Below are 19,318 nucleotides of genomic sequence, written 5' to 3'. Positions count from 1 at the left end.
GCGCACGGTCAGACCGGAACCGGCTCCGTCTCGGCCTCCGTCGGCCGCGGTTCGTCCCGCCCCTTCCCGACGGCAGTGCGGCGCCCCCACTCGGTGGCGAGCAGGACGAGAGCACCCCCGAGGAGGGCGAGCGGACCCAAGTGGTTGCCGGCGAGGGTGATCCCGAAGACGGCTGCCCAGAGCGGCTCGGTGCCGAGCAGCAGGCTGACCCGGGACGGCGAGGTGGCGCGGACGGCCCACATCTGAACGAAGAAGGCGAACAGCGTGCAGAGCAGCGTCAGATGCAACAGCCAGGCCCACTCGGCGGGCCCGTACGAGGCCGCGACCGTCCACGGCAGCGGTCCGGCGATCGGCGAGACGGCGGCGAACACCACCGTGGCGGTCGCGAGTTGGACCCAGGTGAGGGCCAGCGTGTCGGTCTCCTCGATGGCCCGGACGCGAGCCATGGCGAGCACGTGCACGGTCCGCACCACAGCGGCACCGAGTACCAGCAGATCGCCCACTGTCGGCGCCTTCAGGCCGCCGCCGCCAGTGAGCAGAGCGACACCCACCACCGCCAGCCCGGCCGCGGCAAGAAACGCCCGCGGCAACGGGGTTCGGGCGAGCGCGCTCTCGGCGAGCGGAGTGAACACCATCGTGAGGCTGATGATCAGGCCGGCATTGGTCGCGGAGGTGTGCACCGCACCGTACGTCTCCAGCAGAAAAACCCCACCGAGCACCAGTCCCAGCAGGGCCCCGCCCAGCCACTCGGCCCGGCTCATCCCCCGCAGTGCCCGCCGTGCGAGCACCCCCAGCAGCGGCAGCACCAGACCGAACCGCAGCACCAGCATCGCCACCACCGTCTCCGGCTCGGCCACCTGCTGGACCGCGAGAAAGCTCGACCCCCACACCACCGCCACCAGCAGCACCGGTACATCACGAAGGAAGGACGACGACGTGCGCATGGGCAGGGCCTCTCCGAAGCGAACGGAACCGACGAGGAGATTCCCGTACGACATCGGACGGATCTCGGAGCATCGCAGGCCTTCTCGAGGGGCCTGCACCAAGGACCCGCCATCTTCGCGCACCGGACCACCCGCGATCAACGGCTTTCGGCTTCGACCGCCCCGTCCGGGCATCGAAAGGCGACTGGTGTCGCATTAACATCGAGGGATGGCATGGTGCTGCGACTGCCACACACACCGAAGCGACTGGAGTCGACCGTGAGCGAGTCTCGAACCCCCACGCCACGCCCCGGCGGACGCAGCGCCCGGGTGCGTGCGGACGTGGTGGCCGCGACGCTCGCCGAGGTGACCGAGAAGGCATACGTCGGACTGACCGTCGAAGCGGTCGCGGCTCGCTCGGGCGCGCACAAGGCCACCCTGTACCGCCGCTGGGGCGGGGTGGACGGGCTGATCGCGGACGCGCTCACCGCCTCCGCCGACCAGCCCTGGCCACTCCCCGACACCGGCGACCTCACCACCGACCTGCGCGAGATCACCCACCAGGTGTACGCCGTCTTCACCGACCCCGAACTCGGCCAGACCCCGACCGCACTGATCGCCGCCGCCCAACGCTCCGACATCGGTGCCACCGCCCTGCGCGCCTTCTTCGCGGCCCGCCACCGCCAGGCCGCCACGGTGGCCGCACGGGCCGTCGAGCGGGGCGAGCTGCCCGAAGGAACGGACGGCGCCGAAGTGGTCCGGGCGGCGACGGCTCCGCTCTACTACCGCCTGTTCGTCACCGGCGAACCCCTGGACGCCCGCACCGCCGAACAGGCCGCCGACGCCGCCGCCCTGGCCGCCCGCGCCGGCCTGTTCGCCGCACCTGTCGACGACTGAACGCCCACCCACACCACCCACGCCCGTCGCCCGCCACGGCCTGGCTCCGAACCGTGGAGGCTAGAACCTCCGCACGACACCCGCCAGCCACTGCCGCACACCGCACACCTCCCGCCCCCGGCGTCTACCGGATCCCCGCCCGGGCATGGATGATGTCGCCATGACAATCCAGCCGTCCACCACCCCCCGGAAGGCCCGTCACATGAAGCGCAAGCACTGGGCGTTGCCCGCCGCCGCCAGCGTCCTCCTGCTCGCCGCGACCACCGGCACCGCTGCCGCGGAAACCGCGTCAACCGCACCCGCCGCGACCACTGACTCCACCTGCACGTACACCCCGGCGGTGCCCGCCGACAACTTCAAGGGCATCCCGGTCTTCAATGCCAAGAAGGCGGCCAAGCCGTACAGCGCGACCTTGAAGACCAGCCAGGGCTCGATCACCTTCCAGGCCCTGACCGCCGAGGCGCCCTGCACCACGTTCTCGTTCCGCTTCCTCGCCGAGCACGACTACTTCGACCGGAGCCACTGCCACCGGCTCACCACCCAGCGGATCTTCGTCCTGCAGTGCGGCGACCCGACCGGCACCGGCAGCGGCGGCCCGGGCTACTCCTTCCCCGACGAGAACCTCTCCGGCGCCACCTACCCCGCCGGCACCGTGGCCATGGCCAACGCCGGGCCGAACACCAACGGCAGCCAGTTCTTCTTCGTCTGGAAGGACACCAAGCTCTCCCCCGCCTACACCCCGTTCGGCCGGATCACCGCCGGCCTGGACGTCCTGCAGAAGATCGCCGCCGGTGGCGAGGACGACCAGAACAGCCCCGGCGACGGCTTCCCGACCCTCCCGGTGAACATCCGGAACGTGAAGATCAGCTCCCGCTGAGCCCCGTGCCCGCTCCCGTACGGTGGTCGACGTCACCGAAGCCGTACGGGAGCAGCGCCGATGGACAGCAGGATCTGGGAGAGCGTCGACCAGTTGGTCGCCTGGCTGGACCGGGAGAGCGTGCTCTCCCCGCAGGAGGAGCGCCTGCTCCGCATTCTCAAACTCTCGGAGGAGGTGGGCGAGGTCGGCGCCGCGGTGGTCGGCGTCACCGGCCAGAACCCTCGCAAGGGTGTCACCCACACCTGGGAGGACGTCCAGCACGAGCTCTGCGATGTCGTCTTCACAGCCCTGGTCGCCCTGCGCACGCTCACCCCGGACGCCGCCCGGGTCTTCGCCGAGCGCCTCGCCTACGTCGAGCAGCGCTCCACCGCCAGCCGCCGGGAGCAGTAACGGGCCCGAAACGGCAACGGCCGGGAACAGCAACGACCCGGGCCGTCCCGCCGGGAGCGGGAGCGGCACCGGGCCGGGGAGCTGGCGTCAGGCGTTCGGGGCGACGCGGGCGAGACCGTTGATGATGCGGTCCATGGCGTCGCCGCCCTGCGGGTCCGTCAGGTTGGCGAGCATCTTGAGGACGAACTTCATCAACATCGGGTGGGTCAGGCCGCGCTGGGTGGCGAGCTGCATCACCTTGGGGTTGCCGATGAGCTTCACGAAGGCGCGACCGAGGGTGTAGTAGCCCCCGTAGACGTCCTTGAGAATGCGCGGGTACGCCTGGAGGGCCCGCTCGCGACCGGCCTCTGTCACCCGGGCGTTGGCCTGGACGATGACGCCGGCAGCGATCTGGCCGGATTCCATCGCATAGGCGATGCCCTCGCCGTTGAACGGGTTGACCATGCCGCCGGCGTCGCCGACGAGCAGCAGGCCTCGGGTGTAGTGCGGCTGCCGGTTGAAGGCCATCGGCAGGGCGGCGCCGCGGATCGGGTCGGTCATGTTCTCGGGGGTGTAGCCCCACTCCGCCGGCATGCTGGCGCACCAGGCCTTGAGCACGTCGCGCCAGTCCAGCTCGCCGAAGGCGGGCGAGGAGTTGAGGATGCCGAGCCCGACGTTGGAGGTGCCGTCGCCCATGCCGAAGATCCAGCCGTAGCCGGGCAGCAGCTTGCGGTCCCCGGCGCGGGTGTCCCACAGCTCCAGCCAGGACTCCAGGTAGTCGTCGTCATGGCGCGGGGAGGTGAAGTACGTCCGGTAGGCGACACCCATCGGACGGTCCTCGCGGCGGTGCAGGCCCATGGCCAGCGAGAGCCGGGTGGAGTTGCCGTCGGCCGCGACGACCAGCGGGGCGCGGAAGGTCACCGCGCGCTTCTCGTCGCCGAGCCGGGCGGTGACGCCGACGATCCGACCGGTCCGGTCGTCCAGCACCGGGCCGCTGACGTTGCACCGCTCGTACAGGCGGGCGCCGGCCTTCTCCGCCTGACGGGCGAGCAGCTCGTCGAAGTCGGCGCGCTTGCGGACCAGTCCGTAGTCGGGGAACGCGGACAGCTCCGGCCAGTCCAGCTCCAGCCGGACGCCGCCGCCGATGATCCGCAGGCCCTTGTTGTGCAGCCAGCCGTTCTCCAGCGACACGTCGATCCCCATGTCGACCAGTTGCTTGGTGGCACGGGGCGTCAGGCCGTCGCCGCAGACCTTCTCGCGGGGGAACGAGGTCTTCTCCAGCAGCAGCACGTCCAGGCCGGCCTGGGCGAGGTAGTACGCGGTGGTGGCGCCGGCCGGGCCCGCACCGACCACGATGACGTCCGCGGTGCTCTCCACGGGGCTGTCCGGCTTCGTCAGGTCGGCTGCGGTCTCGGACACGGTGGGCACTCTCCTGGAGCTACGGCTGGGGGACGGAGGCGTTGTCCCCGGCAGTCTAGTTGCCGCCCCCGGGCCCGAATCCGAGGGCGGCTCCTGCGACGCACCCCCGAATCTAGGTACGGGCCCCGGCCTCGGCCCCGGCTCCGCCCCCGACCTCGGCCTCGGCCCTGCTCCCACTCCCACTCCCGGCCCCGGCCCCTGCCCCTGCCCCTGCCCCTGCCCCGGCAGCGTCACTCCCGCTCCCGCTCCCGACCCCGGCAGCGTCACTTCCGCCCTCGACCCCGGCACCGCCCGGCACCACCACGAGTGCGACGGGGGCCGCCTCCCGCCGCCGGCGCGGGATGAAGGCGGTGATCAGCACCCCGAGCGCCGCCGCTCCGGCGCCGATCGCGAAGGTCGCCCGGAAGCCGCCCAGCGAGGGCACCTGCGCCGGTCCGAAGGAGACGGCGGTCTGCGCGAGCACCGCGCCGATCACCGCACTGGCGAAGGAGGTGCCGATCGAGCGCATCAGCGCGTTGAACCCGTTGGCCGCGGCGGTCTCGCCGGGCGGGACGGCGCCCATGATGAGCGCCGGGATGGCCGCGTAGGCGAAGGCGATGCCGGTGCCGATGACGCAGCCGACCAGCACCAGTTGCCAGACCTCGTGCAGCAGCGCGAGGCCCAGCAGATACCCGACGGCGAGCACGACCGCGCCGACCAGCAGCGAGGTCCGCGGGCCCTTGGCGGCGGAGAGCTTCGCCGAGAAGGGGGAGACCAGCATCATGATCAGACCACCGGGGGCCATGCAGAGCCCGGCCACCACCATCGAGCGGCCGAGGCCGTAGCCGGTCGCCTCGGGCAGTTGCAGCAGCTGGGGCAGCGCTAGCGACTGCGCGTACATCGCGAAGCCGAGCGCCACCGAGGCGCCGTTGGTGAGCAGCACCTGCCGACGGGCGGTGGCCCGGAGGTCGACCAGCGGCTGGTCACTGCGCAGTTCGAACAGGCCCCAGAGCAGCAGGATCACCACGGCGGCGGCGAACAGGCCGAGGGTGAGGCCATCGAGCCAGCCCCAGTCACTGCCCTTGGAGATGGCGAGCAGCAGGCAGACCAGCCCCGCCGAGAGCCCGGCGGCGCCGATCGCGTCGAAGCGGCCTCCACTGCGGTCGGGCGACTCCGGAACGACCAGCAGCACCAGGGTGACCGCGACCGCGCCGAGGCCGGCCGAGCCCCAGAACAGCCAGTGCCAGTCCGCGCGCTGGGCGACGACGGCTGCGGCGGGCAGGCCGAGTGCGCCGCCGATGCCGAGCGAGGAGCTCATCAGGCCCATCGCGGAGCCGAGCCGCTCCCGCGGCAGGACGTCCCGCATGATGCTGATGCCCAGCGGGATGACTCCGGCTGCGGCGCCCTGGAGCGCGCGACCGACGACGACCGGGACCAACGAGGAGCCGAGCGCCGCGACCACCGAGCCGACGATCATCAACAGCAGGCTGGCGAGCAGCATCCGGCGCTTGCCGAAGAGGTCGCCGAGCCGCCCGCTGACCGGGGTCGCGACGGCGCCCGCGAGCAGGGTCGCGGTGAGGGCCCAGGAGGCGTTGGACGCTGAGGTGTGAAGCAGTCCGGGCAACGCGGGGACGATCGGAATGACGATCGTCTGCATCACGGCGACCGTGATGCCGGCGAAGGCCAGGACCGCGACGACGGCGCCGCTCCGGTCCCCGGCCGCCCCCGTACCGGCCACCTCGGCACCGGCCACCTCGACACCGGCCGCCCCCACCCTGGCCTGCCCGTCACCGCCCGTCCCCGCGCCGGCCGAACGGCGGGCGGTCCGGCCGGTCGGTGGCACGGCGCCGCCCACGGCGTTGTTCTCGGCACTCTTCATGGGCACATCCCCTTCGTCATGTGCACTATACATATTGCATGCACCATGCACATCAAGCTCCGATGGTTACCATGAACGCGAACGACGCAGGGAGTACGGCCGCCCGGAGGCACGCGTGAGGGACCACCTGAACGACATCGAACGGGAGCTGATGCTCATCGGGCGTCACCACGCGATGGCCGGCGGGCGCAGTACCGGCGCCCTGGAGCGCTCCGCCTATCTGCTGCTCTCCCGGATCGAGGCACAGGGGCCCATGTCGATCGGACAGCTCGCCGAGGCGTTCCAGCTGGACGCCTCCACCGTGAACCGGCAGGCGGCCGCGATGCTCCGGGCGGGTGTGGTGGAGCGCATCCCGGACCCGGACGGCGGGGTGGCCCGCAAGTTCGCCATCACCGTCGTCGGCGGCGAGGCCCTCACGGAGGATCGCCGCCGCCACCAGGAGGGGCTCGACCGGGTCCTGAAGGGCTGGTCGGAGGCCGAGGTGGCCGGGCTGGCGACGGCGCTGACCCGGCTCAACCGCTCGATCGAGGACCTGCAGGGCGTGGTCTGGCCACGCGGCTGAACCGACCGCGCGCACCGCACAGGCGGCCACGCCCGAACGCCCCGACCGGCTCCGACCCCCGCCGCACACCACCGACCGCCCACCCGCGCGTGGGCCAGCACCCGCGCGTGGGCCAGGCGCGCGCTACGAGACCTTGTAGGCCCGGTGCAGGGCGACGATCCCGCCGGTGAGGTTGCGCCAGGCGACCTTGGACCAGCCGGCGTCCTGCAGCTTGGCGGCCAGCGCGGGCTGGTCCGGCCACTCGCGGATGGACTCGGCGAGGTAGACGTAGGCGTCCGGGTTGCTGCTGACGGCGGTGGCGACCGGCGGCAGCGCGCGCATCAGGTACTCGGTGTAGACCGTGCGGAACGGCGTCCAGGTCGGCGTCGAGAACTCGCAGATCACCAGCTTGCCGCCGGGCTTGGTGACGCGGAACATCTCGCTCAGCCCGGCGTCGGTGTCCTGCACGTTGCGCAGCGCGAAGGAGATCGTCACCGAGTCGAAGGTGTTGTCGGCGAACGGCAGCCTGGTCGCGTCCCCGGCGGTGAGCGGCAGCTCGGGGTGGCGGCGCTTGCCCTCCGCGAGCATGCCGACCGAGAAGTCGCACGGGACGACCGTGGCGCCCGCCTCGGCGAAGGGCAGCGAGGAGGTGCCGGTGCCGGCCCCGAGGTCGAGCACGACGTCGCCCGGCCCGGCGGCCACCGCCTCGGCCACCGCCCGACGCCAGGCGCGGGCCTGACCGAGGGAGAGCACGTCGTTGGTGCGGTCGTACTTGGCCGCGACGTCGTCGAACATGGCGGCGACTTCGTGCGGCTGCTTGTCCAGAGAGGCTCGGGTCACGCCCCCCATTGTTCACCCTGGCGCCGACGAGTTCCGCAAGGGGGCACGCCGCCCGCCCGTCGCGGGCTCTCCGCGGGCCCCCGACGCTCTGCTGACGCCCCCGACGGCGACTGCCCCGGCCGGGGCGCGCAAGTGGGGCGCGCGACCTCAGTGCAGGCCGCGCCGCCCGCCCGAGCGCCGCTTCCGGCGCGAGCGCTTGCCCTGCGTTATCGCGGGCATTCCCTCGGCCAGCGCGCCGGTCGCCAGGGCGACGGTGGTGGCGAACCGCCCGTTGCCGCTGCGAATGGCGACCGCCCGGCGATGCCGATGGATCCGCAGCACGCAGATCAGGAAGAGCAGCACGGCCACCGGCACGCTGAACCGTGCCAGCCCGACGCCGACCGGCTGCGGATAGGTGGCGCCGCAGATCCGCACCGCGCCGGGGTCGTCGGCGGCGTGCTCCAGGCAGACCGCGTCACCGACCTTGGCGCCGTCCGCCAGCGGCAGCGCCGCGGCGGTGTGCTGCTGACCGGCGGCCCGGTAGCTGACGGTGCTGTAGGAGCCGCCGCCGGTGGGCATCTGGGTGACGACGCCGTCCACTCTCACCGGGTGCGCGCCGATCCGGTCGGCCTGTTCGGCCTGACGCCAACCGAGCAGGCACATGCCGACGGCCAGCACGGCGCTGAGCACGGCGGTGAGGTACCAACCACGGCCCAACCGCGGGAAGCGCGGCGGGGGGACGGTCGCGGATCGCATGGTTCCTGTCCTGGCTAGCCTTCGGGGCCTGGGACGGGGCCCCGCCACCCGTGGGGACGGGCGGTGTGTGGTGAGGGTACGGACTGAGCTGACCGGGATCGTATCCGCTGGCGGGCCCTCAGGTCACGGCGAAGGGTGAATCAGACAATATGGCCAACAGTGCAGTTCGGCGGCACACGAAGGAACTCCCGCGCTTGATACGGGAGTCAGGCTACCCGCGAGTAGGCGGGACTCAGCGTCGGCGGTACACCAACCGCCCGGCCAGCACGGTCGCCAGACAGCCCCCGGGCTGCGGGCCCATCTCGGAGCCCACCTCGACCTCCGCCTCGGGCCCCAGCTCGTCCCCCGCCTCGTCCCCCGCCTCGACCTCCACGTCGTCCCGCGCCTCGGCACTCACGCCGGACCGGAACACGGCGAAGTCGGCCCGCCCACCAACGGCCAGCCGCCCCTGCACCGCCGCCGCGAACGGCAGCACGGCGAGCGGGTCCAACGGCCCCTCCGCACCGGGGAGCCCGTCCACACCGGGCAGCGCGGTCAGCCCCGAACGGGCCACCGCCGTACGCACCGCCGCCCGCTCGAACGGGCCGGCCACCGCCGTCACCCCGAAGCCGAGCATCCGTTGAAGCCCACGCCGGGCACTCGCGCCGCAACGCGCCTCGTCAACCGGACCCACCGGACCCACCGGACCCACCGGACCCACCGACCCCGTCAGGCCCGTCAGGCCCGAAAGGGCCGCCAAGCCCCCGGGAACCGGCGCGTCCCCGATCTCCTCGCGCGGGTCCGGGTGGTACGCGTACTCCAGCAGCCAGTGCCCGTACGGGTTGAGCAGGCCGGGGGTGAGCAGGCCGTCGCCCCAGTCCCGCAGCCGGGCCCGGGGATGGGCGGCGGTCAGCTCCCCGTACGGACCGAGGGCGGCGATCAGCTCGCCGTGCACCAGCACCGCCCCGTCGACGATGGACGGGGCGGTGGGGTCGGCCGGGTCGGGCAGCACGAGGGCGGCCCGGTGCAGCGTCAGCATGGCGAGGTCACCAGGGCGGGGTCGGCACCGATCAGGTGGGAACGGCTGGGTCGTCCCAAGGTCGTCCCGACGACTGACGGCCCAGGCACAGCAGACAAGCAGCAGCGGCAGCCGCCCCGGCAACCGCTGCTGCGTCCGCGTCAGCCGGCGTCAGCCGTTGTCGAGGATCTTCAGCTCGGGGTGCGCGGTGCCGCCCGCGATCGCCGTGGAGGCGATGTGGGAGGCGACCCGCGGGTCGACCGGGTCGTTGGCCGGGTCGTCCAGCACCCGCAGGTGCTCGTAGGTGGTCGAGCGCTGGGCCGGGACGCGGTCGGCGGCCCGGATCAGGTGGATCAGCTCGGTGAGGTTGGACCGGTGCTTGGCGCCGGCCGCCGAGACCACGTTCTCCTCCAGCATGACCGAGCCGAGGTCGTCCGCGCCGTAGTGCAGCGACAGCTGGCCGGCCTCCTTGCCGGTGGTCAGCCAGGAGCCCTGGATGTGGGCGACGTTGTCGAGGAAGAGGCGGGCGATCGCGATCATCCGCAGGTACTCGAAGACGGTCGCCTGGGTCGAGCCCTTGAGGTGGTTGTTCTGCGGCTGGTACGTGTACGGGATGAAGGCGCGGAACCCGCCGGTGCGGTCCTGCACCTCGCGGATCATCCGCAGGTGCTCGATGCGCTCGGCGTTGGTCTCGCCGGTGCCCATCAGCATGGTGGAGGTGGACTCGACGCCCAGGCCGTGCGCCGCCTCCATGATCTCCAGCCAGCGCTCGCCGGACTCCTTGAGCGGTGCGATCGCCTTGCGCGGTCGCGCCGGCAGCAACTCGGCGCCGGCGCCCGCGAAGGAGTCCAGGCCCGCCTTGTGGATCCGGGTGATGGCCTCCTCGATCGACACTCCCGAGATCCGGGCCATGTGGTCGACCTCGGAGGCGCCCAGCGAGTGGATCACCAGCTGCGGGAACTCCGCCTTGATCGCCGAGAAGGCGCGCTCGTAGTACTCCACGCCGTAGTCCGGATGGTGCCCGCCCTGGAACATGATCTGGGTGCCGCCCAGCTCGACCGTCTCCGCGCAGCGGCGCAGGATCTCGTCGAGGTCGCGGGACCAGCCCTTGTCGCTCTTCGGCGGCACGTAGAACGCGCAGAACTTGCACGCCGTCACACAGACGTTGGTGTAGTTGATGTTCCGCTCGATGATGTACGTCGCGATGTGCTCGGTACCGGCGTAGCGGCGGCGGCGCACCGCGTCGGCCGCCGAGCCGAGCGCGTGCAGCGGCGCCGAGCGGTACAGCTCCAGGGCCTCTTCCGGGCTGATCCGGCCACCGCCGGCCGCCCGGTCGAGCACGGCCTGCAGGTCGGTGCTGGGCGCATCGAGGGTGGTCGCTGCGAGCTCGGACACCTGGCGGCCTTCTCTCTCTCGGGTACTGCTGCGTGTTTCAGTGCTTCCGGGTACGGCCGAACCAGCCTACGCCAGCGCTTTCGCACTCTGCCGTCAGGCCGCTTTCCGCATCGTCCCGGTCGGGTTCCCGGCCGCCGGATCGGCGGAGCTGAACCGGATGGTGCCGTCCTTCTGCAGGGTGAGCGTCTCCGCGTTGGAGCCGCTGCTGCACGCCCCCGGGAGCGAGGAGCGGACCAACCGGGAGGTGAACACCAGCTTCCCCTCCGACGCCGAGTCCAGCGTCCAGGCACCCTCGCAGCTGACGGAGATCAGCCCGGTGACGGCGTTGCGGCTGGTGGTGTTCTCCTGTCCGATCGCGGCCGGGCCGATCACCAGTGTGGTGGTGCCGGCGGGCAGCCCCTTATCGGTGGTCATCTCCCCGCGCCAGGTGCCGAGGAAGCCGGCGGGTACGACGCTCGGGCCGGAGGCGGTGCCCGGCGGGGGCGCCGGGCTGGCGGTCGGCGTGGTGGACGAGGAGGTGGTGGACGAGGAGGTGGTGGAGGTCGCGGTGGCCGACCAGCTGAACGAGGAGGAGACGGTCGTCCCCGCGGTGGGCGTGTACTCCGGGGTCGCCTCGCCCCGGAACCCGCGGTAGAGGCCGTAGCCGCCGGCCGAGAGCAGCACGACGACCGCCATCGCGACCACCACCCCCGTCCGGGTCCGACGCGCCGCCGTCCGCTCCACCGCCTCGGTCGGCGTCCGGTCCTGCGGCACCCGGTCGACCGGCACGCGATCGGTCGGCGTCCGGCCCTCCGAAGCACCTGCGCCCGAAGCGCCCGCCGCCCAACCACCCGCGCCCGAAGCACCCGCGCTCGAACCACCCGCGCTCGAACCACCCGCCGCCCAATCACCCGGCGCCGAAGCGGGGCCCCGCGGGACGCCTGCTCCCCCCGCCTCCACCTCGCCCTCCAGGTCGAGCAGTTCGACGGCGCTGCGGCCGACCCCCGAGGCCAGCGCGGGCGGCAGCCAGCCGCCCCGCCCCAGCCGGACGGTGGCCGCGCCGTCGGCGTCCAACCGGTCCCGCAGCTGCAGCGGGGTCGGGCGGGCGGCCGGGTCCTTGGCCAGGCAGTCCAGCACGACCGGGCGCAGCGGCCCGGCGAGCCCGGAGAGGTCCGGCTCCTCGTGCAGCACCCGGTAGAGCAGCACCGCCACGCTCACCCCCTCGCCGAAGGGCTGCACACCGGTGGCCGCGAAGGCGAGCACCGCGCCGAGTGAGAAGACGTCGCTCGGCGGACCGGCCGGCTGCCCGTTCGCCTGCTCCGGCGACATGAAGCCGGGTGAGCCGACCACGTAGCCGGACCGGGTGAAGCCGCTGGTCGCGTCCAGCGCGCGGGCGATGCCGAAGTCGATCAGGCGCGGCCCGTCCAGGGTCAGCAGGACGTTGGACGGCTTGACGTCCCGGTGCACCAGCCCGAGGCCGTGCACATGGGCCAGCGCCTCGGCGAGCCCGACACCGAGGGTCCGTACGGCCTGCTCGGGCAGCGGCCCGAAGTCGCGGACGGCGGTGCCGAGCGCGGGGCCGGCGACGTAGCCGGTGGCCACCCAGGGGTGCTCGCCCTCGGTGTCCGCGTCCAGCACGGGCGCCGTCCAGGCTCCGCCGACCCGGCGGGCGGCCGCGACCTCCTGCCGGAACCGTGCCCGGAACTCGGCGTCCTCCGCGAGCTCGCCGCGGACCACCTTGACGGCCACCGTGCGGCCACCGGCCGTCCGGCCGAGGTAGACCCGGCCCATCCCTCCCGAGCCGAGCCGCCGCAGCAACCGGTACCCGCCCACCTGGCGCGGGTCGTCCGCCCCCAGTGCCTGCATCGCGCACGCTCCCCTCAGCCGCCCGGCCGTCGCCGCCGCCTTCGGGCGCCGCCGATGCCACGGATCTCGCGTGCAGACGCTACCGGGCCGCGCGGGGCGGGCGCGGGGACAAACGCGGCGGGACAGACGAGGGGGACAACCGAGGGGACAACCGAGGGGACAACCGCACCCCGTACCGACGGGGGCAAGCGGTACCCCTCCCCCGGGTACCGCCCGCCCCTTCCTCGCTCCTCCGCTCCTCCGCCTCTTCGCTCCGCCCCTGCCCCGCGTGGTCCGCCCCCCGCCGCTCGGTCCGAGCGTTCGAACAGACCCGCGGTCAGACCACCACCGGCACCGGCTCCAGCAGCCGGACCATGACGTCCGGGGCGAAGCCGCTGTCGTGGGCGACCCGGCCGGCGAACTCGGCCATGCCCGCCAGCTGCCGCTCGCCGAGCGAGAAGTCCAGCGCCTCGCTGAAGTAGCGCTCCAGCACCTCGGCGTCGAACTGCTCCCAGCGGGCCGCGTGCTCGGCGACCGCACGGGCCTCCACCAGCGAGAGGTCGCGGGACTCCAGGAAGGCCCGGTGCACCGCCGCCGTCAGCTCGGGGCTGCGCTCGGCGAAGTCGCGGCGGGCGGCCCAGACGGCGAAGACGAACGGCAGCCCGGTCCACTCCTTCCACATCGCTCCGAGGTCGTGCACGGCCAGACCCTGCGCGGCCGCCTGTCCGAGGTAGGCCCGCAGGGCCGGGTCGCCGATCAGCACGGCGGCGTCGGCCTCGGCGAGCATCGCGTCCAGGTCGGGAGGGCAGCTGAAGTACTCCGGCCGCACGCCCTCGCGCTCCTCCAGCAGCAACCGGGCCAGCCGCACCGACGTCCGGCTGGTGGAGCCGAGGGCGACCCGGCGTCCGTCCAGTTCGGCCAGCGGGACCTTGCTGACGATCACGCAGGACATCACCGGGCCGTCGCTGCCGACCGCGATGTCGGGCAGCACCAGCAGTTCGTCCGCGTGCCGCAGGTACTCGACGCAGGTGATCGGGCCGATGTCCAGGGAGCCGCCGACCAACAGGTCGCTGAGCTTCTCCGGAGTGTCCTTGGTGAGGTCCAGGTCGAGCAGATTGCCCGTCCTGGCCAGACCCCAGTAGAGGGGTACGCAGTTCAGGAACTGAATATGCCCGACCCGCGGCCTGACCGGGGGGTTCTCCTGGGGCTCCTGCGTTTCCGCATCCGGTACCGCCACTGCGCCGCTCCCTTGCTGTTCGTGCGCCTCCCCGCAGGGTATGCCCGCCGTTCCGGAAGCCTCGCACCGGCCTTACGACACGCCCTGTCCGGCCCGCAAGTCACCTCTGGTCGTCACAGCGGCCGCATGCTAGCGTTGCCCTCAGTTGCAGTTTGATTCCCCTTGCAGTACTTGAAGCCTGCGGAGCATGTAACCGCAGGCTTTTTGTAGTTTTTCAGCAATATCGAAAAACTCCGGACCCGTCCGGAGGCAGGGCGATCAGCGCAGCGGACCGGGTGCCACACGGTGTGGCCCCCAATACGTCCCTCGCAAGGAGAACGGCATGGCTCAGGGAACCGTCAAGTGGTTCAACGCTGAGAAGGGCTTCGGCTTCATCGCCCAGGAGGGCGGCGGCCCCGACGTCTTCGTCCACTACTCCGCCATCAACGCGAACGGTTTCCGCTCGCTGGAGGAGAACCAGGCGGTCAGCTTCGACGTCACCCAGGGCCCGAAGGGCCCGCAGGCGGAGAACGTTACCGCTATCTGATCATCCTCTGATGACCTGATCGCTCGGGACCCCTCGGGTCCGCAGACGGCCCCCGTGGCCGTCATCATGAGCACAAGAGCAGTACCCAAGGGGGCCCGGCCATTTCTCTGCCGGGCCCCCTGCCTTTCCGCTCACCCTCCGGCCCGCTCAGGGCGCGATCGGCAGCTCGCCCCCGATCCGGGCCAGCGAGGAGAGCCCGAGCGGCACCAGCGCCACGCAGAGCCCGAGCGCCGTCACCAGCACCGTGCCGCGCAGGCCGAGGCCGGCGCCCAGCCCGCCGCCGAGCAGCGCGCCCAGCGGGGCCGCTCCCATCGCGACGAAGCGGTTCGTCGCCGCCACCCGCCCCTGGAGCCCGTCCGGGGTGATCGACTGGCGGATGGTCAGCACCGTCACGTTGTTGGCGGTGCCGAAGGCCGCGAAGAGCAGGTTGATCACCATCAGCGCGCCGACGGAGAGCACCGTCCCGCCGTGCACCAGTGCGGTCAACGGCATCACCAGGTTGGCCACCAGGGCGGTCAGCACCAGCGTCCGCCCGTAGCCGAGCCGGACCGGCAGCCGGGCCGCGAACACCGCACCCAGCAGGAAGCCCGGGCCGAGCGCCGCCAGCACCAAGCCGATCGCGCCGGGCGACAGGCCCAGGGTGCGCGGGAGGTACTGGAGGTAGGCCACCTCGAAGGCGGTGAAGAAGAGGTTGAAGACGGCGGCCATGACCGCCATCGTCCGCAGCCGCTCACTGCGCAGCAGCAGCGCCAGCCCCTCCCGGATCTCCCGCAGCGGCTTCCCGGCCGTCCGCTCCGGCCGGCGTTCCTCCCGGTGGCGGATCGACAGCAGGCTCACCACCGAGCCGGCGTAGGAGAGCGCCGCCGCGCAGACCGCCACCGGCGCGGTCAGCCACTGCACCAGCAGTCCGCCGAGCGCCGGGCCGCCGATCGTCGCCGCCGACTGGCTGGAGCCGAGCAGTGCGTTGCCGCGCGCCAGGTCCTCCCGGGGCAGCAGCCGGGGCAGGTACGCCTGCGCGGCCACGTCGAACAGCACCGTGCCGCAGCCGACCAGGAAGGCGGTCGCGTAGAGCACGCCGATGCCCAACGCGTCGGCCCAGTACAGCAACGGCACGGCGGCGAGGAGGAGTGCCCGGCCGAGGTCGGCCACGATCATCAGCCGACGGCGGCGGAGACGGTCCGCCAGCACCCCGGCGGCCAGGGCGAGCAGCAGGTACGGCAGCCGGGCCACCGAGGCGAGCAGGCCGACCTGTTCGGAGCCGGCGGCGAGGACGAGCACCGCGGTGAGCGGGAGCGCGAGGTCGCCGATCTGGGCGGCGAACAGGGAGGCGGTCTGGGCCGTCCAGAGCCGGGCGAAGTCGGGGCGGCTCAGGAGCGGGGTGGTGGCGGTGGTACCGACACCTTCGGTGGTACCGGTGGTGATGGTGGTTCCGGGCATGGGTGTCCCCTGGGAGGTGTGGTCGCGCGGAGCGGTCGGAGCGGTCGGTCGCGGCTCGGGGAGGCGCCTCGCGAACCGTGATCAGCATCGCGTCGGAGCGGGCTCGTGGTCGATGACCCCTCGATCGCATGATGGTGAGCCACAGCAAGCTGCACGGGGGACGAACTATGACGGAATCGGACATCACGGAGAAGCTGAGCGCCCTCGGCCCGGAGGACCTCGACCTCTACCGCCACGCCGTCGAGCGCGGTGGCGTCGAAACGGCCGAGGTGGGCGGAGCGGCCGGGCGGGTCCGGGCCCTGGCCGCCGCCGGTCTGCTGCGCGCGGGCGCGAACGGCCGCTGGGAGGCGGTCGACCCGCGTTCGGCCGGCGCCACCGTGGTCACCGCCGAAGCCCGGCTCCGCCGCGACCTGGCCGAACTCGGCGACGCCCGGGCCGCGGTGGCCGCGCTCAGCGAGCTGTACGCGGCCCGGACACCCGAGGCGCCGCTCGAACCGGTCGCCTCGATCGCGGCCGTCCTCGCCCTGATCGAGGAGGCCGCGGCGGCCGCACGCACCGAGGTGCTGATCACCCAGCCGGACGGGGCCTGGCCCTTCGACGAACTCGCCCTCGCCCGGCGCGGTGTCCGCGTTCGCCTCCTCCACCACCACACCGCCCGCTACCACTCCCCGACGCAGGAGCGGGTGGCCGAGCTGGTCGGGGCCGGGGCCGCCGCCCGGACCCTGGCCGAACTCGGCGGCCGGATGATCGCCTTCGACCGGCGTCTCGTTCTCGTCCCGCACGCCACCGACGGCGCCGTGGCGGTACGCGACCCGTCCACGGTGGCGTACCTCTGCGACACCTTCGACCGCAGCTGGAACCTGGCCTCCCCCTACAACCCCTGCGACCCGCACGCCGAGGTCCGCGACGAGGTGCAGAGCGCGATCCTCGCCATGCTCAGCGAAGGCCTGCGGGACGAGACCATCGCCCGCAGGCTCGGCGTCTCCCTGCGGACCTGCCGCAAGTACATCGCCGAGATCTTCGGGCTGCTCGGGGCCGAGAGCCGCTTCCAGGCCGGGTACCTGACGAGGGCGAGGCAGATCCTCCGGGCAACCGACCGACCGGCCGACTGACCCCGCCCACCCGGCTCGGGCCGGACCCGAATTCGGGCCGCTCCCGTCGCCGGCCCTGCAGGAGCGGTCTCCGATCATCCGGCACGCTCCCGTACGGGCTCCCACGCGTCCGAGGAGCCCTACCGCCCCGGGCCCGGCAGAGGCCGCCAGTCGCCCACCGGCCACCTGACCTCGCAATACGAACACCAGTCGCAAAAGCTGTTGTCGATCCGTCAGCCATGGTCCCTATGCTGTGCTGCCGCACCCCCGGCCCGACCGTCGGTGCCCGGGCGCGGACCAACCGTGAGCCCCGGCACCGCCCGGGCCGCTTCCCACAGGGAGAACGTCATCACCATGCGATCCGGCGCCCGTCGCCGAATACTCACCGCCCTCGGCGCGACGGCCGTCCTGTCCGTCGGGAGTCTGGGATCGGCGCAGGCCGCCCCCGGCCCGTCGCCGGCCCCCACCAAGAACGTCTCCTACCTCGGCCACACGTTCACGGTGCCGGCCGACTGGCCGGTGATCGACCTGACGGCCGATCCGACGGCCTGTGTCCGCTTCGACCAGCACGCCGTCTACCTGGGCACCCCCGGGACCCGCCAGGACTGCCCCGCGCACCTGGTGGGCCGGACCGAGGCACTGCTGGTGGAGCCCGGTCCCGACGGCGCCGCGTCCGCCACGACCGTCTCGGAGATCGAGCGCGAGGTCCGCGCCACCGCTCCCGGCGTCACGGCCACCGGCGTCTACGGCGACGACCTGACGCTGGTCCGGACCGTCCTCGCCTCGGCCGGCTTCCCCGGCGGCACGGCGAAGAAGCCGGCCCCGGGCGGGACCGCCAAGCCCTCGTCCCCGATCGCCGGAGCCCCGGCCGCCGAGTCCGCCGCCGCAGCACCCGCCTCGGCCGCGGCGACCCCGCCCGCGCTGCCGGCCGACGCGACCAGGTACACGGGCAAGGGCTTCGACGCCTGCACCGCGCCCGACCCCGCCGCGATGGCCGCCTGGCGGGCCGCCTCCCCCTACCAGGCCATCGGCATCTACATCGGCGGAGCCGCCCGGGCCTGCAGCCAGCCCAACCTGACGGCCGCCTGGATGCAGCAGCAGTACACCGCCGGCTGGCGCTTCATGCCGGTCTACGTCGGTGCCCAGGCCTCGAAGATCACCTCGCCGGTCGCTCAGGGCACCGCCGCGGCCGACGACGCCGTGGCGCAGGCCTCGGCCCTCGGGCTCGGCCCGGGGAACGTCCTGTACTACGACATCGAGTCCTACAACGTCGCGACGTACTCCGGGGCGGTCCAGCCGTTCCTGTCCGCCTGGACCACCGAACTCCACGCGCTGGGCTACAACTCGGGCATCTACAGCAGCGCCTCGACCGGCATCGCGGACCTGGTCGGCGCCGGCACGAGCGGCAAGGGCTACGCCATGCCCGACGCGCTGTTCACCGCGCGGTGGAACGGCGTGGCGGACACCGGCGACCCGGTGATCCCGAGCGCCGCCTGGGCCGGTCACCAGCGGGTCCACCAGTACGACGGCAACGCCACCGAGAGCTGGGGCGGTGTCACGATCGGCATCGACCGCGACTACCTCGACGTCCAGATCACCACCACGCCGAACGGCAGGCCCACCCAGACGGGCATCTACCGCCCGGCCGGCCAGACCTTCGCGGTGGCCGACAGCCTCGGGAACCTCACCCGCGCCGTGCCCTTCGGTTCCGCGAACGACGTTCCGCTCACCGGGCACTGGAGCGGACCGGGCCGGGACACCATCGGCATCTACCGGCCGAGCGACGCGGCGTTCTACCTGACCAACGACAACGCGAACATCGCCCTCGCGATCCCGTTCGGCGACACCGGCGACATCCCCCTGGTCGGGGACTGGACCGGCCAGGGCCGGGACACCATCGGCGTCTACCGGCCTCGTGACGGGGCGTTCTACCTGACCAACGACAACGCGAACGTCGCGCTCGCGATCCCGTTCGGCGACTTCGGGGACATTCCGATGGTCGGCAACTGGAGCGGTACGGGCAAGGACACCGTCGGGATCTACCGGCCGAGCGCGCACGGCTTCTACCTGAGCAACTCCAACACGTCGATCGCCATCGACCACGCCGTCCCGTTCGGCGACACCGGCGACGTCCCGGTCAAGGGTGACTGGAACGGCAGCGGAACGGACAAGGTCGGCGTCTTCCGGCCGAGCGCGGCGAGCTTCTACGGCGCGTTCCAGGACTTCGGCGCGCCGCTCTACAGCCTCCGGTTCGGCGAGGCCGGCGACGTCCCGCTCACCGGTCGCTGGTGACCGGGCGGCCGGCGACCGCTGAGCGGCCGGACCCGCCGAGCCGCTGAGCCGCCTCAACGA

The 19,318-nt window shown here is 72.8% G+C and carries 17 protein-coding genes; 7 read left to right on the top strand and 10 right to left on the bottom strand.

Annotated features, from left to right (window positions below):
* Window positions 1–8: 8 nt before the first annotated feature.
* On the bottom strand, window positions 9–944 hold the full coding sequence (locus ACFVYI_RS10790; protein WP_387883272.1) for a DMT family transporter: 936 nt from the start codon (window positions 942–944) through the stop codon (window positions 9–11).
* 258 nt (window positions 945–1,202) lie between these two features.
* On the opposite strand from ACFVYI_RS10790, the gene ACFVYI_RS10785 reads away from it, so the two are divergent.
* From ACFVYI_RS10785 to ACFVYI_RS10775, 3 genes are all read left to right on the top strand, one after another.
* Window positions 1,203–1,820 carry a TetR-like C-terminal domain-containing protein gene (locus ACFVYI_RS10785; RefSeq protein WP_387883270.1) on the top strand — a complete coding sequence of 206 codons (618 nt, stop codon included), beginning with the start codon at window positions 1,203–1,205 and terminating at the stop codon, window positions 1,818–1,820.
* A 160-nt stretch (window positions 1,821–1,980) separates the two neighbouring features.
* On the top strand, window positions 1,981–2,697 hold the full coding sequence (locus ACFVYI_RS10780; RefSeq protein WP_387883266.1) for a peptidylprolyl isomerase: 717 nt from the start codon (window positions 1,981–1,983) through the stop codon (window positions 2,695–2,697).
* A 60-nt stretch (window positions 2,698–2,757) separates the two neighbouring features.
* Window positions 2,758–3,087 carry a MazG-like family protein gene (locus tag ACFVYI_RS10775; protein WP_387883264.1) on the top strand — a complete coding sequence of 110 codons (330 nt, stop codon included), beginning with the start codon at window positions 2,758–2,760 and terminating at the stop codon, window positions 3,085–3,087.
* Window positions 3,088–3,174: 87 nt separating this feature from the next.
* On the opposite strand, the gene ACFVYI_RS10770 is transcribed toward ACFVYI_RS10775, so the two are convergent.
* On the bottom strand, window positions 3,175–4,464 hold the full coding sequence (locus ACFVYI_RS10770; protein WP_387883364.1) for a geranylgeranyl reductase family protein: 1,290 nt from the start codon (window positions 4,462–4,464) through the stop codon (window positions 3,175–3,177).
* Between the two features lie 133 nt (window positions 4,465–4,597).
* Window positions 4,598–6,343, bottom strand: a complete 1,746-nt coding sequence (locus ACFVYI_RS10765) for an MFS transporter (RefSeq protein ID WP_387883261.1) — start codon at window positions 6,341–6,343, stop codon at window positions 4,598–4,600.
* Window positions 6,344–6,494: 151 nt separating this feature from the next.
* Here ACFVYI_RS10765 and ACFVYI_RS10760 point away from each other — a divergent pair, with 151 nt between their 5' ends.
* Window positions 6,495–6,905: a MarR family winged helix-turn-helix transcriptional regulator gene (locus tag ACFVYI_RS10760; protein WP_387883362.1), complete on the top strand. Its 411-nt coding sequence runs from the start codon at window positions 6,495–6,497 to the stop codon at window positions 6,903–6,905.
* A 123-nt stretch (window positions 6,906–7,028) separates the two neighbouring features.
* On the opposite strand, the gene ACFVYI_RS10755 is transcribed toward ACFVYI_RS10760, so the two are convergent.
* From ACFVYI_RS10755 to ACFVYI_RS10730, 6 genes are all read right to left on the bottom strand, one after another.
* The gene (locus ACFVYI_RS10755) at window positions 7,029–7,724 is read right to left on the bottom strand and encodes a demethylmenaquinone methyltransferase (protein ID WP_387883259.1); all 696 of its coding nucleotides are present in this window, start codon (window positions 7,722–7,724) and stop codon (window positions 7,029–7,031) included.
* 147 nt (window positions 7,725–7,871) lie between these two features.
* Complete coding sequence (locus ACFVYI_RS10750) at window positions 7,872–8,459, bottom strand: hypothetical protein (protein ID WP_387883257.1); 588 nt, start codon at window positions 8,457–8,459, stop codon at window positions 7,872–7,874.
* A gap of 232 nt (window positions 8,460–8,691) precedes the next feature.
* Entirely contained in the window at window positions 8,692–9,477 is a 786-nt protein-coding gene (locus ACFVYI_RS10745) for a hypothetical protein (protein ID WP_387883255.1), read from the bottom strand.
* 150 nt (window positions 9,478–9,627) lie between these two features.
* Entirely contained in the window at window positions 9,628–10,851 is a 1,224-nt protein-coding gene (mqnC, locus tag ACFVYI_RS10740) for a cyclic dehypoxanthinyl futalosine synthase (protein WP_360624661.1), read from the bottom strand.
* A gap of 93 nt (window positions 10,852–10,944) precedes the next feature.
* Window positions 10,945–12,696, bottom strand: coding sequence for a serine/threonine-protein kinase (locus tag ACFVYI_RS10735; RefSeq protein ID WP_387883253.1), 1,752 nt, complete (start codon window positions 12,694–12,696; stop codon window positions 10,945–10,947).
* 316 nt (window positions 12,697–13,012) lie between these two features.
* Window positions 13,013–13,912: a menaquinone biosynthetic enzyme MqnA/MqnD family protein gene (locus tag ACFVYI_RS10730; RefSeq protein WP_387883251.1), complete on the bottom strand. Its 900-nt coding sequence runs from the start codon at window positions 13,910–13,912 to the stop codon at window positions 13,013–13,015.
* Between the two features lie 322 nt (window positions 13,913–14,234).
* Between ACFVYI_RS10730 and ACFVYI_RS10725 the strand changes: the two genes are divergently transcribed.
* Window positions 14,235–14,438 (top strand): cold-shock protein, encoded by a 204-nt coding sequence (locus ACFVYI_RS10725; protein WP_057227626.1) that lies wholly within the window; start codon window positions 14,235–14,237, stop codon window positions 14,436–14,438.
* A 147-nt stretch (window positions 14,439–14,585) separates the two neighbouring features.
* On the opposite strand, the gene ACFVYI_RS10720 is transcribed toward ACFVYI_RS10725, so the two are convergent.
* A complete protein-coding gene (locus tag ACFVYI_RS10720) occupies window positions 14,586–15,875 on the bottom strand; it encodes an MFS transporter (protein WP_387883249.1) in 1,290 nt (429 codons plus the stop codon).
* 167 nt (window positions 15,876–16,042) lie between these two features.
* Here ACFVYI_RS10720 and ACFVYI_RS10715 point away from each other — a divergent pair, with 167 nt between their 5' ends.
* Window positions 16,043–16,987 carry a LuxR C-terminal-related transcriptional regulator gene (locus tag ACFVYI_RS10715; RefSeq protein ID WP_387883247.1) on the top strand — a complete coding sequence of 315 codons (945 nt, stop codon included), beginning with the start codon at window positions 16,043–16,045 and terminating at the stop codon, window positions 16,985–16,987.
* Between the two features lie 333 nt (window positions 16,988–17,320).
* Window positions 17,321–19,258, top strand: coding sequence for a DUF1906 domain-containing protein (locus ACFVYI_RS10710; RefSeq protein WP_387883245.1), 1,938 nt, complete (start codon window positions 17,321–17,323; stop codon window positions 19,256–19,258).
* Window positions 19,259–19,318 lie beyond the last annotated feature (60 nt).

Source organism: Kitasatospora sp. NPDC058218 (assembly GCF_042882445.1).
GTDB lineage: Bacteria > Actinomycetota > Actinomycetes > Streptomycetales > Streptomycetaceae > Kitasatospora.
Note: the sequence above shows the minus strand (reverse complement) of the source record. Positions and strands in the feature narration are given on the sequence as shown.